Genomic DNA, 14,863 nt, shown 5'->3' on the forward strand with positions numbered 1-14,863 from the left:
GGCATTGTATCGGGATGCATTGGCATTGCATCGGGATGCATTGGCATTGCATCGGGATGCATTGGCATTGCATCGGGATGCATTGGCATTGCACTCTTATTGTGAAATTTAATTTGCTACGAATTAATGAAATGCTGTACTTAGTACACGTCAGCGTAAAAAAGAGTCCCAAATCGGAGAAAATAGTTTCTGTAAGGCGAAATCAAAAATTAGAAAAGGATGATGAAAAAAATTCGTGGTGTTTGGTTAACCACTGCTGCTAGTAATGTCTTGAGTTCCAAAGCAAATATCGTTGAGGCAATGAAACTCTTAGCAGACACTGGATTTAATACAGTCTTTCCAGTGGTTTGGAATAATGGTTACACTCTTTATCCAAGTGCTGCTTTAAAAAAGAACTTTGGAATAGAAATTTTACCTGCCTTTAAAGGAAGAGATATTCTCGCTGAAGTAATTGAAGCAGCCACACCATTAAAACTAGAGGTAATTCCTTGGTTTGAATATGGTTTTGCTGCTGCCTATAAAAACAATGGCGGGCATATCATCGAGAAAAAACCTGAATGGGAAGGTAAAGATAAAAAGCAACAACGCCTCATCAAAAATGATATAGTCTGGATGAATTCCCTCGATCCAGAAGTTCAAAATTTTGTGTTAAATCTCTTTTTAGAGGTAGCAAAAAATTATCAAATAGCCGGGGTGCAAGGAGACGATCGCTTACCAGCCATGCCTTCAGAAGGAGGCTATGACAACAAAACTAAAGTATTGTATCGCAATCAATTTGGAGAAGATCCACCCTTAGACTTCAAAAATCCTCCTTGGCTTCAATGGCGGGCAAATATTTTGAATGACTTTTTGGCAAAGTTATATCGAGAAGTCAAAAAGATTAATCCAAACCTGATTGTTTCTATGTCTCCTAGTTCTTATCCTTTTGGGTTTAATGAATATTTACAAGATGTACCTACTTGGATAAATCGTCAAATTGTCGATTTCATCCATCCCCAGCTATATACACAGGGTTTAGACGCATACAAAGGATTTGTCGATAATGTTGTGGATCGTTTTCAACAAAAAAACCTATCTAAAATATCACCAGGCATTTTAATTCGCTCTGGCAACTATCAAATTACTCCTGATACCTTGTGGGAATCTATTCGCCACAATCGTCGTTCTGGAATTCGTGGCGAAATACTATTCTTTTTTGAAGGTTTGAAGGCAAATAATCAAGCTTTAGCAAACTTCCTGAAAAGCAAAAACTATGCCAATTTAGTTTATCTCCAATATGGCAACATCGGGTCTGATGTTCAAGAACTCCAACAAAAACTAAAAGATAAAGGATATAAAGTTGGTAAAACAGATGGCAACTTTGGGTCATTAACAAAATTAGCAGTTGAGAAATTTCAGAAAGATAATTTACTCGAGCCAGATGGAGTATTTGGTCCAGAAAGCTATGCTAAGTTGATAGCTAATAAGCTGTAAGGCTTTTAATTTTATCGTTGAGGCTCCAGAAGAAGAGGGGGAGAAAGTTTGAGGCTTTTGTTCCAAATTTTAAGCATCGCAATACGTCAGTTGTCTGATATACGCTTTGACTTGCAAATCAATACCCGTAATCGCAGTACCTACGACTACTGCGTATGCCCCTAAATCTAAAGCTTGACGAGCCATTTCAGGTGAGGAAATGCCACCTTCACAAATCGCGGGAATATCTAATTCTACCATCTGCTTCAGGAGTTCCCAGCCGGGGGGAGCAAGATGCTTAGTTGCAGCAGTGTAGCCAAAAAGCGTTGTCCCTACAATGTCAGCACCAGCTTTTGTAGCTAAAACAGCCGCCTCGATTGTATCTACATCTGCCATTACTAATTTGCCTAATTCCTGATGAATTCCGGCAATAATATCGTTTAAAGTTTCACCCTCAGGGCGATTTCTCGTAGTCGCATCAATCGCTATAATATCCGCTCCCGCTTTCGCCACCGCAGACGCATGATGAAACTGTGGCGTAATGTATACTTCAGTTCCTGCTATCACCTGCTTCCATAGCCCAATAATTGGCACTTTCACTTGTTCGCGCACGGCGCTGATGTGTGCTGGGGTATCGATTCTTACGCCAATCGCACCGTTATTCACAGCTGCTTGGGCGATCGCCGCAATTACTCTTGGTTCATGCAGTGGCGAATCAACAGGCGCTTGACAGGAGACAATTAATCCGTGGCGTAGAGTTTCTATTGACATGGAAGGGGAGAGGGGGGAGGGGGAGATGGGGGAGAGGGGGGGATGGGGTTTCACAAACAATAGACAAAAATGGACAGCCAACATCTGTAAAATGTCGTGGGGTGTTGAGGATCTAGTAAACGAACGCTTGTGCCATTTTTGTCCAGGGGAGCGCCCAAGGGGGAGGGGGACAAGGAGACAAGCAGACAAGGGGACAAGCAGACAAGGAGACAAGGGAATTGCTGACTTTTGACTCTTGACTGCTAACAATTAACAACTAACAACTAACTCCTAACTCCTAACTCCCCACTCCCCACTCCCTACTCCCCACTCCCCACTTTCATCGGTTGTTGTGGTATCCAGACGGTAAAAATTGAGCCAATGGCTACCGTTGATTCTACTTCAATTCGACCGCGATGCAGTTCTATGAGTTGTTTGGTTAATGCCAAACCAACGCCGGTGCCTTCATAGCGACGGCGTAGTGGTGTATCTAGTTGTTGAAATTTTTCAAACAGTAATGGCAATTGCTCTTCGGGAATGCCAATACCAGTATCTTCTACTTGAAAGATGGCGTTGTCGTCTTCTACCCAAAGACGTAAAGTCACGCTGCCTCCTTCTGGGGTAAATTTGATGGCATTACTTGACAAATTCCAAAGAATTTGTTCTACTCGCGATACATCGGCGGTAAAGCGATCGCGTTGGCAATCGATTTGTAAATCTAGTTTAAATTGTATCTGCTCGCTTATCGCTTTTTCTTGCAACGATTCTACAGTTCTTTGAGCTATATTCGTTAAAGAAAATTCCGAAATATTTAAAACTGCTTTTCCTGCCTCTATTTGCGATAAATCGAGGATGTCATTTATCATTTCTAATAAATGTTCTCCACTGTCGTGGATTGTTTGTAGATAGTCTCGTTGACGCTGACTTAATTCTCCTATGGGCCAGCGTAACAAAGTCGAAGACATACCGATTACATAAGTTAAAGGAGTGAGCAATTCATGGCTGATAGTCGCGAGAAATTCACTTTTGAGACGGCTAGCGGCTTCAGCGGCAACTAAAGCTTCGCGTAGCGCCATTGTCCGCTCAATTACTCGGTGTTCCAGAGTTTGTTTTTCTTCAGTCAGCGATCGCATTAACTCAGATTGATAAATAGCGATCGCTAATTGTTCAGCGATAGAAGTCAGCAAACTTATTTCACTATCAGTCCAATGATGTGAATCATGGCACTGATTAGCAATCAACAGTCCCCAAAGTTTTTCCTCATAAATAATTGGTGCTGCTAACTTTGCCCGGACTTGAGTTCTCTTTAAAAAGTTCAACAAACACTCTGACAAAACATAAGTTTTTTCTACATCATCAACAGCTAAAGTAAAGCCTTGGCGATACTTTTCCCAACATTCAAAAGGCGGCACAAAGCAATTTTTTTCCTGATAATTTAATACCGACGGAATAGCATCTGTAGCACGCGCTTCATATACAATACAACCTCTATATTGCTGCCAATTATGCAGCGATCGCGTCTTTGATGGGGCAAGTGTTGACTGTTGACCGTTGACTCTTGATTCATCAAATTTATAGATTACCAATCTATCTAATTGCAAAAACTCCCGCACTTGTGCGATCGCTGTTGCCATAATTACCTGCAAATCCTGGCTTTTGCGGATCTGAGTAGTCACCTGATTTAATAATCGTTCTTGATAAATCTGTTTTTTCAGGGCATCTTCTATTGGCTGACAGACAGAAACATGATTAAAGTTGGTATCTGAGGCTGTAAAAAACTGATTTTGCAGCGGCAGGAGATATTCTAATAACAACAGCGTGAATTTGCCTTGAAGCGTGGCATCATTAAGACTGGGAATTTGCAGATAGCGTTCGAGGTGTTGGTAAGTGTGAGAATCATGAGCAAACAAATCTTTCAGTTGCGAGATAAAGGAGGCGATCGCTTGTGAATTAAACGTCAAACTAGCGTATAATGTCGCGTCCGGAGTCAGGGGGATAAATTCTCTCTCGATCTGATTTTCCCCTTGTGGTAAAGACACTTCATTTAAATCAGGAAAACTTCCTGCAACGCACATTCCTACGTTTTCTTCTTGGTTTCCCACCAACAGAGCGCTAAACTGCTCTGAAACCACCAACGTAAACTTTTGCTTTTGCCTCTCACTCTTGCTCATAATCCGTGCCAGCACAGCCTCTGTCAGAACCAAAGCTGCACTTCCCACTGCTTCAAGTTGCATCTGCTGCAACAATTTCCCAAGCTGATTAAATACATCTATTGGCAAAATTCGAGAAAAGCTCAAATCAGGAGAACTAAGCATTTTCAAAAATTAGAGTGAGAACGGCTGGATGCTGTGCGATAAAGTTTTTTTGTTTCCTAACCAACAGTTTAAAACGGTAATAGAAGATTATGCATCGAATAAATGCCACATCTATAGGATGGAATAACTCAGAAGGCGTAGTTTTTTTTGAACAAACTCCAGCCCCTTTGGTATTTATTACGGCTGCTGATACGGATATTCAGACTTTGGCAGCTGCATTCCCCAAATTACCATCAACATTTCCGGCATTAAGAGTCGCCAATTTATTGCAGTTACAGAATCAAATAAACATTGACACATACGCCGAACAAGTTTTGGAATTTGCCCAGGTAATAATTTTACGACTGTTAGGAGGACGTTCCTACTGGTCTTACGGTTTGGAAGTAGTGCAAGAAATTGTCCAGCGTAATGGCACAACCCTAATTGTAATGCCAGGAGACGATGCTCTTGATGCCGATTTAATCACTTTCTCAACCCTTTCTGTAACTGCTGTAAACCAAGTATGGCAATACTTCCGCGAAGGTGGCGTAGAAAATATTGTCAATGCTCTCAAGTATATTACCGATATTTGCCTTTCAACTTCTTTTAATCCCCCATCACCGCAAGTAGTGCCGCGTGTCGGTCTTTATAGAGGAGAGTGGGGAGTGGGGAGTGGGGAGTGGGGACAAGAAGACAAGGGGGACAAGGAGGACAAGGAGGACAAAAAGAGAATTATTGAAACTCCCTACTCCCTACTCCCTACTCCCTACTCCCCACTTCCCAAAGTCGGCATCATCTTCTACCGCGCTCATTATTTGGCGGGAAATACCAAGGTAATTGATGCTTTGTGCGAAGCTTTGGCAAAGCGAAATTTGAAACCTGTGCCTTTGTTTGTTTCTTCGTTGCGCGATCGCGATGTCCAAGCTGAGTTAATCGAGTTTTTTCAGCCAAAGGACTCAGAACAAGTTGCGCTGCTGCTGAATACTACCAGTTTTTCTTTGGCACAGTTGGATACAGAAACACCACAGCTTGAACTTTGGCAAAAGTTAGATGTGCCGGTATTGCAGGTTATTCTTTCTGGTGGTTCTGTTGAGCAGTGGGAGTCGCAGTTTCAAGGACTTTCACCCCGCGATATGGCGATGAATGTGGCTCTGCCGGAAGTGGATGGACGGATTATTAGCCGCGCTGTGTCTTTTAAGGCTGTGCAAACGCGCAATCCGAATTTAGAAACGGATGTGGTAGTTTATGAAGCGATCGCTTCGCGGATTGAGTTTGTCGCGGACTTAGCCGCAAATTGGGTGCGTCTGCGCTTAACACCACCGGAAGAACGTCATGTAGCTTTAATTTTGGCTAATTATCCCACCCGCGATGGTCGCATTGCTAATGGTGTGGGACTCGATACGCCGGCTAGTTGTGTGGAAATTCTTAAGGCTTTGCAGTCTGCTGGATATCATGTAGAAAATCTACCCGCAGATGGAGACGAGTTGATTCAACGTCTTACAAGTGGGGTGACGAACGATCCGGAAGGTAAAGAGTGGCGTCCGGTACAGCAAAGTGTTTGTGTGGGGGAGTATGCGGAGTATTTTGCTGGTTTACCGGAGGGTGTAAGGCAGGGTGTTGGTGAGCGGTGGGGTTTTGAAACGAACCGCAGAGGCACAGAGAGCGCAGAGGAGGAGAATAAGAGAGAAAATAATTCTTTCCCCCCATCTCCCTATCCCCCCCAACGGGAGAGCCAGTCGCACGCCAGGTGCTACAACGGGGGGAACCCCCGCAACGCACTGGCTCCTCAACGCGGGGAACCCGCGCACGGCGCTGGACTCACCATCTCCCCCTCTTTCCCCATTCCCGGAATTCAGTTCGGTAACATCTTTGTGGGTGTTCAGCCGGCGCGGGGTTATGATATTGACCCTAGTTTGAATTATCACGCGCCAGATTTGGAACCAAGTCATGCTTATTTGGCTTTTTATTATTGGGTAAGGACATGTTTTGCTGCTGATGCTGTGGTTCATGTGGGGAAACATGGCAATCTGGAATGGCTACCGGGTAAAAGTGTGGCTTTATCGGATAGTTGTTATCCAGAAGTGGCTTTGGGAGCGCTTCCGCATTTGTATCCGTTTATTGTGAATGACCCTGGTGAGGGTTCACAAGCAAAGCGTCGCGCTCAAGCGGTGATTATAGATCATCTGACGCCGCCGATGACTCGTGCGGAACTTTATGGTTCTTTGCAACAGTTGGAAAATTTAATTGATGAGTATTATGAGGCTGAAAGTTTAGATCCTTCGCGTTTACCGACGATATGCGATCGCATTACTCAATTAATTCTTCAAGAAAATTTACATCAAGATTTGAAAATGGGTAATGGAGAATCGGTAATGGGTAATAGCCAAAACCAATTACCCATTCCCAATTCCCTATTACCAATTAACCACCTTGATGGTTATCTTTGTGAGTTAAAAGAGGCTCAAATCCGCGATGGATTGCACATTTTTGGGCGATGTCCTGATGGTCGTCAGTTGCGAGATTTAATTGTAGCGATCGCTCGTACACCCAATCGTCATCATATCGGATTCACCCGCGCTATAGCTTTATATTTAGGTTTAGATTTCGACCCCCTGACGGCAGATTTGGGAAAAGAGTTTTTTCTCACGCAAAGACGCAAAGACGCAAAGGATGAATTTAACTTTGCGTCTTCGCACGGCAGTCGCTACAACGGGGGGAACCCCCGCAACGCGCTGCCTCGACTTTGCGTGAGGCTTAATTCTTGTCGCACCGCAGGTGATGTTGTTGAAGTATTAGAAGAATACGCTGCCGAGTTGGTAGAAGAATTGATTGCACCCCACTACTCCCAACTCCCCACTCCCAACTCCCCACTCCCCCCAGTCCTAAACTGGATACAATCGCGTCTTCTTCCTGCTCTCCAACAAACCCACGAAGAAATTGTCTACTTGTTACACGGACTCGATGGGGGATATGTCCCTAGCGCTCCTGCCGGCGCACCCACACGCGGACGCCCGGAAGTCTTGCCGACAGGTAAAAACTTTTACTCAATTGATATTCGTGCCATTCCCACAGAAACGGCTTGGGATATAGGCAGAAAGGCAGCGGAAACTCTCATTGAATGTTACACGCAGGAGAATGGTGAGTATCCAAAAACACTAGCTTTATCTGTTTGGGGAACTGCCACAATGCGGACTGGCGGTGATGATATCGCTGAGGCGTTGGCTTTGCTGGGTGTGCAGCCTGTGTGGGATGGTATGGCGCGGCGCGTGGTCGATTTGGAAATTTTGCCCCTTTCGGTTTTGGGGCGTCCTCGCGTAGATGTAACGTTGCGAATTTCTGGCTTTTTTCGGGATGCTTTTCCGAATTTAATTGATTTATTTGATACAGCGGTGCAAGCAGTGGCGGCGTTAGATGAACCAATAGCACAAAACCCCCTAGCAGCGCAAGTACAGGAAGAAACAGATTTTTGGATTGCAGAAGGTTTAACTACAGAAGAAGCCCAAGTGCGATCGCGTTACCGGATTTTTGGTTCTAAACCAGGTGCTTACGGTGCTGGACTCCAAGGCTTAATAGAATCACAAAATTGGACAGATGACGAGGATTTAGCTCGTGCTTACATCAATTGGAGTTGCTACGCTTATTCTTCAAGACAAGGAGGACAAGGAGGACAAGGACGACAAGAAGACAAAGCAATTAATAACTCCTCACTCCCGTACAGACGTTCCAGTGGAACGTCTCTACCTAACTCCCCAGTCTCCAATCCTGAAGCATTTGAGCAACGCCTAAAGCACATGCAAATAGTGCTGCAAAATCAAGATAACCGCGAACACGATCTGCTCGATTCTGATGATTATTATCAATTTCAAGGCGGTTTAACAGCAGCAGTACGTTCTGTACAGGGAAAAAATCCTCAAACCTATTTTGGCGATAATTCTATTCCCGCGAATCCGCGAGTGCGTCACCTGAAAGAAGAAATCGCACGGGTGTATCGTTCTCGTGTGGTTAATCCTAAATGGATTGCGGGAATGATGCGTCACGGTTATAAAGGAGCATTTGAAATGGCAGCGACGGTGGATTATTTATTTGCTTACGATGCTACAGCAAAATGCGTCGAAGACCATATGTATCAAGGGATTGTCGATGCTTATTTAGGCGATCGCACAGTTTGTGAATTTATCCAAGAAAAGAATCCGTGGGCATTGCGTGATATTGCTGAGAGAATGTTAGAAGCACATAAGCGCGGTTTATGGCAGGATGTAAATATACAAACAATGGAAAATTTGCGAAACTTAGTTCATCAAGCTGAAGCTGCAATTGAAGAAAAATAAAGCAAATCAGGTGTTCTAGGAAACAAGTATGGAGAATCTAGCGTATTTACACTTAGCTTTTGTCTACGAGGAAAGCCCATCCAGTGAATTAGTTTCCCTTAGCAGTTTGTTAAATAAAGCATCAGCACCCGACTGGAAACGGCTTTCTAGCAAGGCTTGGGGATATATGTTACCCCTTGCTGTCACTTTATCTGTTCTTTCTGTTGTCAGCAGTGCCTTGGCGCTAGAAAGAGGCGATCAAGGACCTTCTGTCAGGAATTTGCAACAACAATTACAACGGACAGGATTTTATCAAGCTCCCGTAAGTCAAGTATTTGACTTTCCGACAGAAGATGCTGTCAGACGCTTTCAAAAATCTGCTGGTTTACCAGTTGATGGCGTTGCCAGCGCAACTACTTTACAAAAATTAGAGAGTTGGCGTGCTCCATCTGTGGGTAGACAAGCTAACAAACCTGTTGTTGTTAACACAGAAACACAAGCGAAAAAACCCACTCAAACTACAGTTGCCAAAAAACCACAAACAACACAAGCAACAAAACCCACTCAAACAACACAAGCGAAAAAATCCACTCAAACTACAGTTGCCACCAAGCGTAGCAATCCCAACTTACTCGCTAAAGGTGACGAAGGTGAAGAGGTGAGAGTTTTGCAAGAACAGTTGCGAGTGGCAGGCTATTATTACGGTAACTCGACCGGCATATTTGGTTCGATTACTGAAGAAGCTGTTAAGCGCTTTCAACAAGCTTATAAATTAGATGCTGATGGTGTTGTTGGACCTGCAACACAACGCAGATTGCCCGCAAGTGGCATTGGTTATGGAGAAGATACTCCCAAACGCAGTAATGATGATAAACTGCAAATCGGCGATCGCGGTGAGGCAGTTCGAGTTGTTCAAGAACAGTTGATTAAAGCCGGATATTTAGAAGGAGAACCAAATGGCTATTACGGTCCCTATACCGCAGACGCTGTTCGCAGGTTTCAAACCGCTAATTATTTAGCATCAAGTGGTGTAGCCGGTCCCACAACCAGAGCTAAATTATATAGTTTAGTTACCTCTGGTTCCAACAATGAGTTTAATGTCTTGGAAATTCAACGACGACTACATGAAAAAGGTTTTTATAAAGGTACTCTCAACGGTGTGATGGGGAATGACACCAAAAAAGCGATTAGACAGGCACAACAGTTTTACGGCATCAGTCTCAATGACGTTAAAAGCGGACGCTACTAGCATCCGCTTCGGTGTTGTCAATATAAGTCCCCAATCGGTTGCTTACCCTCCATCACAGCAATTGGAAATTACCTAAAAATTTCGTGAAGGTTGTGTAGCGCGATCCCTGATAACCCCCAAGTGCTAAAGTGGCATTAGTGCCCGCTGGCACTTGGGACAAACCGCATGGATTGCTAGTTGACAGTCAAGCAACTGATAGCCTTCTTTTTGAGCAGTTTTTGCACCAATTTTTAAAATAGAATCGTTTTTGAACTCAATAGTCGCGTTGCATCTTACACAAATTAGGTGATGGTGATGATGCGGGTAAGGCTGGTTGAGTTCATAATGTTTATGTCCCTCTCCCAATTCTAATTCCCGTAAAATTCCCATCCGTGCCATCAACTTCAACGTGCGATAAATAGTTGATAAGCTGATTCCTTCGCCATCGACTTCTAATCTATGGTAAAGATCCTCCGCACTGAGATGTTCCCCTTGCGGAAGTTCCTGAAAAATGTGTAGAATTGTTTCACGTTGCGGAGTTAGACGCCACCCGCGTTCGTTTAGTTCTGCCCGGAGTGAAGTAGCTGAGTAGATAGTCATACTAATATTTCTCAACAAAGATTGTTAGTTGAGAATATAACAAATATTTTGAGCAATTTGCAACAATCATGGCTTATTGCGAATATTTACGGAATGCTTAAATACAAGTCATGGGATCTTGATGAGAATCAAGGTAATCAGCGATCCCCGCCCTCAAAGTCTTGTAACAAAAATGCTAGGGCAATTTAGGCTCATTCAAATGCAAATAATTTCCTATAAGCGGGATTGGTCATGGGTAATTGGTAATTGGTAATAGATAATTGGTAATAGTTTTTACCCATTACCCATTACCCATTACCCATTCCCTATTAGCGATTACCTATTACCCCTAGCTTAGAGATTCCAAATAGTCGCGGATCAAATTGCGGCGCTTGGGTTGGCGCAGCTTTTGCAAAGCTTTGGATTCAATTTGCCGTACTCGTTCGCGGGATAAGTCGAGAGCGCGTCCAATTTCTGCTAAGGAGTAAGGATGACCATCAGCTAAACCAAAGCGCATGAGAATGACATCGCGCTCGCGGCTGGTTAAATCTGACAAAAGATGCTGCAAGTCTTTTTGTAAAGATTCTCGCATTAACATTTCTTCTGGGGTAACACCGTCGGTTTCGAGCAATTCGCCTAACTCGGTGTCTTTATCTTTACCAACCTTAGTTTCTAGAGAAACGGAGCGAGGTACGCGTAACAAAACTTCCCGAACTTGAGCGGGAGTCATTTCTAACTCTACAGCTAAATCTTCCAAAGTCGGAGTGCGACCTTTTTCTTGGGCAATTTTGCGTTGAGCTTTTTTGATTTTGTTCAGCTTTTCGGTGATGTGGACAGGTAGACGGATTGTGCGGCTAGAAGTAGCGATCGCTCGTGTAATTCCTTGACGAATCCACCAGTAAGCGTAGGTACTAAAGCGATAACCTTTAGTGGGATCAAACTTCTCAACTGCTCGCTCTAAGCCGAGTGTGCCTTCTTGGACTAAATCTAACAATTCCAAGCCGCGATTTTGATATTTTTTGGCTACAGACACCACTAGACGAAGATTAGCCTTGATCATGTGTTCTTTTGCCTGGAGTCCTTGGGTCTTAATTTGCTCCAGTTCTTCCACTGTCATCTTGGCAATTTCTGCCCACCGCCGTTTGCCATCTGCTAAAGTCGGCTTGAGATCCGACATGATTATACCAGCAGTGGCTGCCCATCTTTCTAAGGACGGGCGATGTCCTAGTTCAGATGTCAAACGCTCCTGAACTTCGATTAACCGGAGATATGGTGAAATTATTGCATCTCCTTGCTTGGCAGCACTAGCAAGTAGTGTCCGCATCCGCAAGTAACGTTGAACTTTTTGAGCTTCTGAAACCTCTTCGTCCCGACCTAACAACCGAACCCGACCAATTTCTTGAAGATACAGACGTACTAAGTCTGTGCTGCGACGGTTTGTGCTAGAAAAGCTAGCAGGCTCAACAGCAGCCGCCATTTCCAATTCTTCCAGTTCTTCTATTGGCAACTCAGTCTCATCAATTGTGAGTTCTGGGTCAAAAACCTGAGAGGACTGTTGGGTTTCGTAGGCTGCATCTGCGTAAAAAGATGTTGCTGGCATAAGGCTCGTCTCAATGGCTCCAGGTAACAATAGATTTCGGTCAGCTAATCAACTGTTGCTATTGTTCCCGTGATTTTAGGTGAACTAACACGGTTAAGGGTTCAGTTAGCAATTTTTTTGAAAAAAACTGTACTGATTTTATTTAATACCTTATTTTCTTACTTGTTCGGCAGCTGAAATCTGATTGAACCAATAGCTATTCAAATCGTCAGCTGGTTGTTAAACTAGAAATTACTTAGTCAAGATTTCCACCTTAATTTATCTTGACTGTGACTTTTGTAACGTGGTATAAACATAGACAAGGGAAAATTACGTTTATCATACGCATAGTCCTATCTACATAGGTATCTGAGTGATTTCCTGATGATTTACTAATTTTTCAACAGAGAATATTCGTAATTGGTAATGGGTAATTGGTAGTGGATAGTGGATAGTGGATAGTGGATAGTGGATAGTGGTGAAGAAATATCCATAGACAACCAGCAACTAACAACTAACCGCTAACAACCAACTATTTCCACAAGGTTAATAACTGTATTCTGGCTTGATGTCTCGCAGCATCAGTTCATCAAGCGCTTGTCGTGGGGTGACTTCACCTTGAAGTAAGCGATATACTTGCTCGGTAATCGGCATGGATATATTCCGCTGCTTGGCTCGTTGCATCAAAACTTGGCAAGTGTTGACTCCCTCAGCGGTTCCTTCTAAATGAGCGAGAACTTCTGTCAGTGTCTTACCACAAGCCATTTGATAGCCAACTTGATAATTGCGACTTAAAGGACTGTTGCAAGTTGCGAGCAAATCACCTAAACCAGATAAACCGTAAAATGTTTCTGTTTTCGCACCCCATAAGTTGCCGATGCGAATTATTTCTGTTAAACCACGAGTGACTAAAGCAGCTTTGGCGTTGGTTCCCAATTGTAAGCCATCACACACACCAGATGCGATCGCTATCACATTCTTTAATGTACCCCCCAGTTCTACGCCTAAGGGGTCGGAATTTGTATAGACCCGGAAACGACTAGAGGAAAATACTAACTGCACAAACTCCGCAGCATCTTTACTTGTGCTGGCTACTACCGTTGCTGCTGGTAATTCTAGTTGAATTTCTTTAGATAAATTTGGTCCCGACAGCACCACAACCGGATGACTGGGAAAAGTTTCTTGCCAAATTTGCGAAGGTGTGCTAGTATATTCTGGCTCTAAACCTTTTGTCGCAGTCACAAAAACCGCTTTCGGTGGAATGGGTAAACTCTGTAATTGCGTAGCGACTTCGCGTACTCCTTTCATGGAAATCGCGGAAACAATCGTATCGGCATTTTCCACAACTTGCGCCAAAGTTTGCGAACCATTACGCGACCAAATGCTTACTTGATGATTGTTTGAAGAGGCGATCGCAGCTAAACTAGATCCCCATGCACCCGCACCAAGAACAGCAATTGATTTTAGATTTTGGATTTTGGATTTTGGATTAGTCAATTTTGATTTTTAAGTTTTCGCGGTGGGATAAACGCTACACTACACCAGCTTGAAAAATCTGGTTTGCGGTGAGTTTTAATTGTAGGGGAGCCAGTGCGTTGCGGAGGTTTCCTCCGTTGTAGCAACTGGCGTTGTGTTGTCGCGGTACGCGCAACGCACCATCAATAATATAAGGTGCGTTACACTACACCAGCTTGAAAAATCTGGTTTGCGGTGAGATTCAAATCAGGAAAGGTTTGAGACACAATCCGGTCATTATCTCGAAACTTAATTATTTGATATTCCCCGTCAACCAAGTTACAGACGGATATTGTCGGTTGTTTGGGGTTGCCGATAAAATTACGTCCACCCAACGCAGCATAATCGACAATCCAGTATTCAGGAATACCCATTTCCTCATAATCAGCATATTTGAAGTGATAATCATCACGCCAGTTGGTTGATACAACCTCAATAATTAAGGGTATCGATGCACCCAAACTGAGGGTAGATTCTTTTTTCCATAATGTTTCGTTTACCAGATTTGCACGGTTTAGTACTAACACATCTGGAAAGTAACCAGAATCTTTTTCAGGAGGTCTAACAATGGCTTGGTTGGAGATAAAGTAGGGAAGGTTTAATCGGTCAAACTCAACTGTTACTTTTCTTGCTAAAAAACCCTTTACTTCTTCGTGTTCCCCTACTGGTTGTGCCATCTCAACAATTTCTCCGTTATGCAGTTCGTAGCGTACCCCGGAATTTTCAGGTAGCCAATCGACAAATTCCTCGAAGGTTACGAGCTTGGGTAAGGCTTGAGTCATAGGTTTTGAGGATTATTGTTTTACAAATATTATCTCTAATCTAGGGGACTGCGGACGTTGGACACATGAAAGCAGTTATATTAAAATCATTTGTTGGTTCTCAAGATTAAGTGACCTTCAAGTTATTTGTAAGCAGTGCTATGGGTACAGATATTAATCTTTATGCAGAGATTCGTAGAAATAATAAGTGGGAGCCTATTCCAGAACCTGCGGCTACAGAATGGTCTAAGGGTAAAAAAGTACCTATTGAGTCTACTGAAATTGGGCGACCATATAAATTATTTGGCGTTGCATAATTGAAGTATGAATTCAAGCGATCGTTATGCAATGTCCAAGGTGTGAATCAACTCATATTCGTAAGAATGGTAAAAAGGCAA

At 43.4% G+C, this 14,863-nt stretch carries 12 protein-coding genes; 6 read left to right on the plus strand and 6 right to left on the minus strand.

The window, feature by feature from the left end; all coding sequences use genetic code 11:
- Positions 1-219 precede the first annotated feature (219 nt).
- The gene (locus PI95_RS31955; protein ID WP_201280692.1) at positions 220-1,473 is read left to right on the plus strand and encodes a family 10 glycosylhydrolase; all 1,254 of its coding nucleotides are present in this window, start codon (positions 220-222) and stop codon (positions 1,471-1,473) included.
- Between the two features lie 69 nt (positions 1,474-1,542).
- Here the strand turns inward: PI95_RS31955 and PI95_RS31960 are convergent, their stop codons facing one another.
- Positions 1,543-2,223, minus strand: coding sequence for an N-acetylmannosamine-6-phosphate 2-epimerase (locus PI95_RS31960; RefSeq protein WP_039741820.1), 681 nt, complete (start codon positions 2,221-2,223; stop codon positions 1,543-1,545).
- 91 nt (positions 2,224-2,314) lie between these two features.
- Here PI95_RS31960 and PI95_RS31965 point away from each other — a divergent pair, with 91 nt between their 5' ends.
- Complete coding sequence (locus PI95_RS31965; protein ID WP_163519380.1) at positions 2,315-2,455, plus strand: hypothetical protein; 141 nt, start codon at positions 2,315-2,317, stop codon at positions 2,453-2,455.
- A gap of 67 nt (positions 2,456-2,522) precedes the next feature.
- On the opposite strand, the gene PI95_RS31970 is transcribed toward PI95_RS31965, so the two are convergent.
- A complete protein-coding gene (locus PI95_RS31970; RefSeq protein ID WP_039741815.1) occupies positions 2,523-4,517 on the minus strand; it encodes a GAF domain-containing sensor histidine kinase in 1,995 nt (664 codons plus the stop codon).
- An 89-nt stretch (positions 4,518-4,606) separates the two neighbouring features.
- On the opposite strand from PI95_RS31970, the gene PI95_RS31975 reads away from it, so the two are divergent.
- Positions 4,607-8,824, plus strand: coding sequence for a cobaltochelatase subunit CobN (locus PI95_RS31975; protein WP_039741813.1), 4,218 nt, complete (start codon positions 4,607-4,609; stop codon positions 8,822-8,824).
- 28 nt (positions 8,825-8,852) lie between these two features.
- A complete protein-coding gene (locus PI95_RS31980) occupies positions 8,853-10,052 on the plus strand; it encodes a peptidoglycan-binding domain-containing protein (RefSeq protein WP_039741810.1) in 1,200 nt (399 codons plus the stop codon).
- 123 nt (positions 10,053-10,175) lie between these two features.
- Here PI95_RS31980 and PI95_RS31985 read toward each other — a convergent pair whose 3' ends face one another.
- The 4 genes from PI95_RS31985 to PI95_RS32000 form a co-directional block, all read right to left on the minus strand.
- On the minus strand, positions 10,176-10,631 hold the full coding sequence (locus PI95_RS31985) for a Fur family transcriptional regulator (protein ID WP_039741808.1): 456 nt from the start codon (positions 10,629-10,631) through the stop codon (positions 10,176-10,178).
- Positions 10,632-10,959: 328 nt separating this feature from the next.
- Positions 10,960-12,210 (minus strand): RNA polymerase sigma factor SigC, encoded by a 1,251-nt coding sequence (gene sigC, locus PI95_RS31990; RefSeq protein WP_039741805.1) that lies wholly within the window; start codon positions 12,208-12,210, stop codon positions 10,960-10,962.
- Between the two features lie 525 nt (positions 12,211-12,735).
- Positions 12,736-13,665, minus strand: a complete 930-nt coding sequence (locus tag PI95_RS31995) for an NAD(P)H-dependent glycerol-3-phosphate dehydrogenase (RefSeq protein WP_039743868.1) — start codon at positions 13,663-13,665, stop codon at positions 12,736-12,738.
- A gap of 200 nt (positions 13,666-13,865) precedes the next feature.
- Positions 13,866-14,486 carry a Uma2 family endonuclease gene (locus tag PI95_RS32000; RefSeq protein WP_039741802.1) on the minus strand — a complete coding sequence of 207 codons (621 nt, stop codon included), beginning with the start codon at positions 14,484-14,486 and terminating at the stop codon, positions 13,866-13,868.
- A gap of 140 nt (positions 14,487-14,626) precedes the next feature.
- On the opposite strand from PI95_RS32000, the gene PI95_RS32005 reads away from it, so the two are divergent.
- Together PI95_RS32005 and PI95_RS37680 are read left to right on the plus strand one after the other, a co-directional pair.
- Positions 14,627-14,782, plus strand: a complete 156-nt coding sequence (locus PI95_RS32005) for a hypothetical protein (protein WP_163519381.1) — start codon at positions 14,627-14,629, stop codon at positions 14,780-14,782.
- Positions 14,783-14,808: 26 nt separating this feature from the next.
- Positions 14,809-14,863 (plus strand): transposase-like zinc-binding domain-containing protein (locus PI95_RS37680; protein ID WP_444881579.1); only part of this gene is annotated, 55 nt, incomplete at its 3' end.

This window comes from Hassallia byssoidea VB512170 (assembly GCF_000817785.2).
GTDB lineage: Bacteria > Cyanobacteriota > Cyanobacteriia > Cyanobacteriales > Nostocaceae > Hassallia > Hassallia carrinoi.

Excerpts from the sequence above, each read along its gene's own strand:
- PI95_RS31955 (WP_201280692.1), top strand. The coding sequence starts at position 220 with ATGATGAAAAAAATTCGTGGTGTTTGGTTAACCACTGCTGCTAGTAAT.
- PI95_RS31960 (WP_039741820.1), bottom strand. The coding sequence starts at position 2,223 with ATGTCAATAGAAACTCTACGCCACGGATTAATTGTCTCCTGTCAAGCG.
- PI95_RS31965 (WP_163519380.1), top strand. The coding sequence starts at position 2,315 with ATGTCGTGGGGTGTTGAGGATCTAGTAAACGAACGCTTGTGCCATTTT.
- PI95_RS31970 (WP_039741815.1), bottom strand. The coding sequence starts at position 4,517 with ATGCTTAGTTCTCCTGATTTGAGCTTTTCTCGAATTTTGCCAATAGAT.
- PI95_RS31975 (WP_039741813.1), top strand. The coding sequence starts at position 4,607 with ATGCATCGAATAAATGCCACATCTATAGGATGGAATAACTCAGAAGGC.
- PI95_RS31980 (WP_039741810.1), top strand. The coding sequence starts at position 8,853 with ATGGAGAATCTAGCGTATTTACACTTAGCTTTTGTCTACGAGGAAAGC.
- PI95_RS31985 (WP_039741808.1), bottom strand. The coding sequence starts at position 10,631 with ATGACTATCTACTCAGCTACTTCACTCCGGGCAGAACTAAACGAACGC.
- sigC (WP_039741805.1), bottom strand. The coding sequence starts at position 12,210 with ATGCCAGCAACATCTTTTTACGCAGATGCAGCCTACGAAACCCAACAG.
- PI95_RS32000 (WP_039741802.1), bottom strand. The coding sequence starts at position 14,486 with ATGACTCAAGCCTTACCCAAGCTCGTAACCTTCGAGGAATTTGTCGAT.
- PI95_RS32005 (WP_163519381.1), top strand. The coding sequence starts at position 14,627 with ATGGGTACAGATATTAATCTTTATGCAGAGATTCGTAGAAATAATAAG.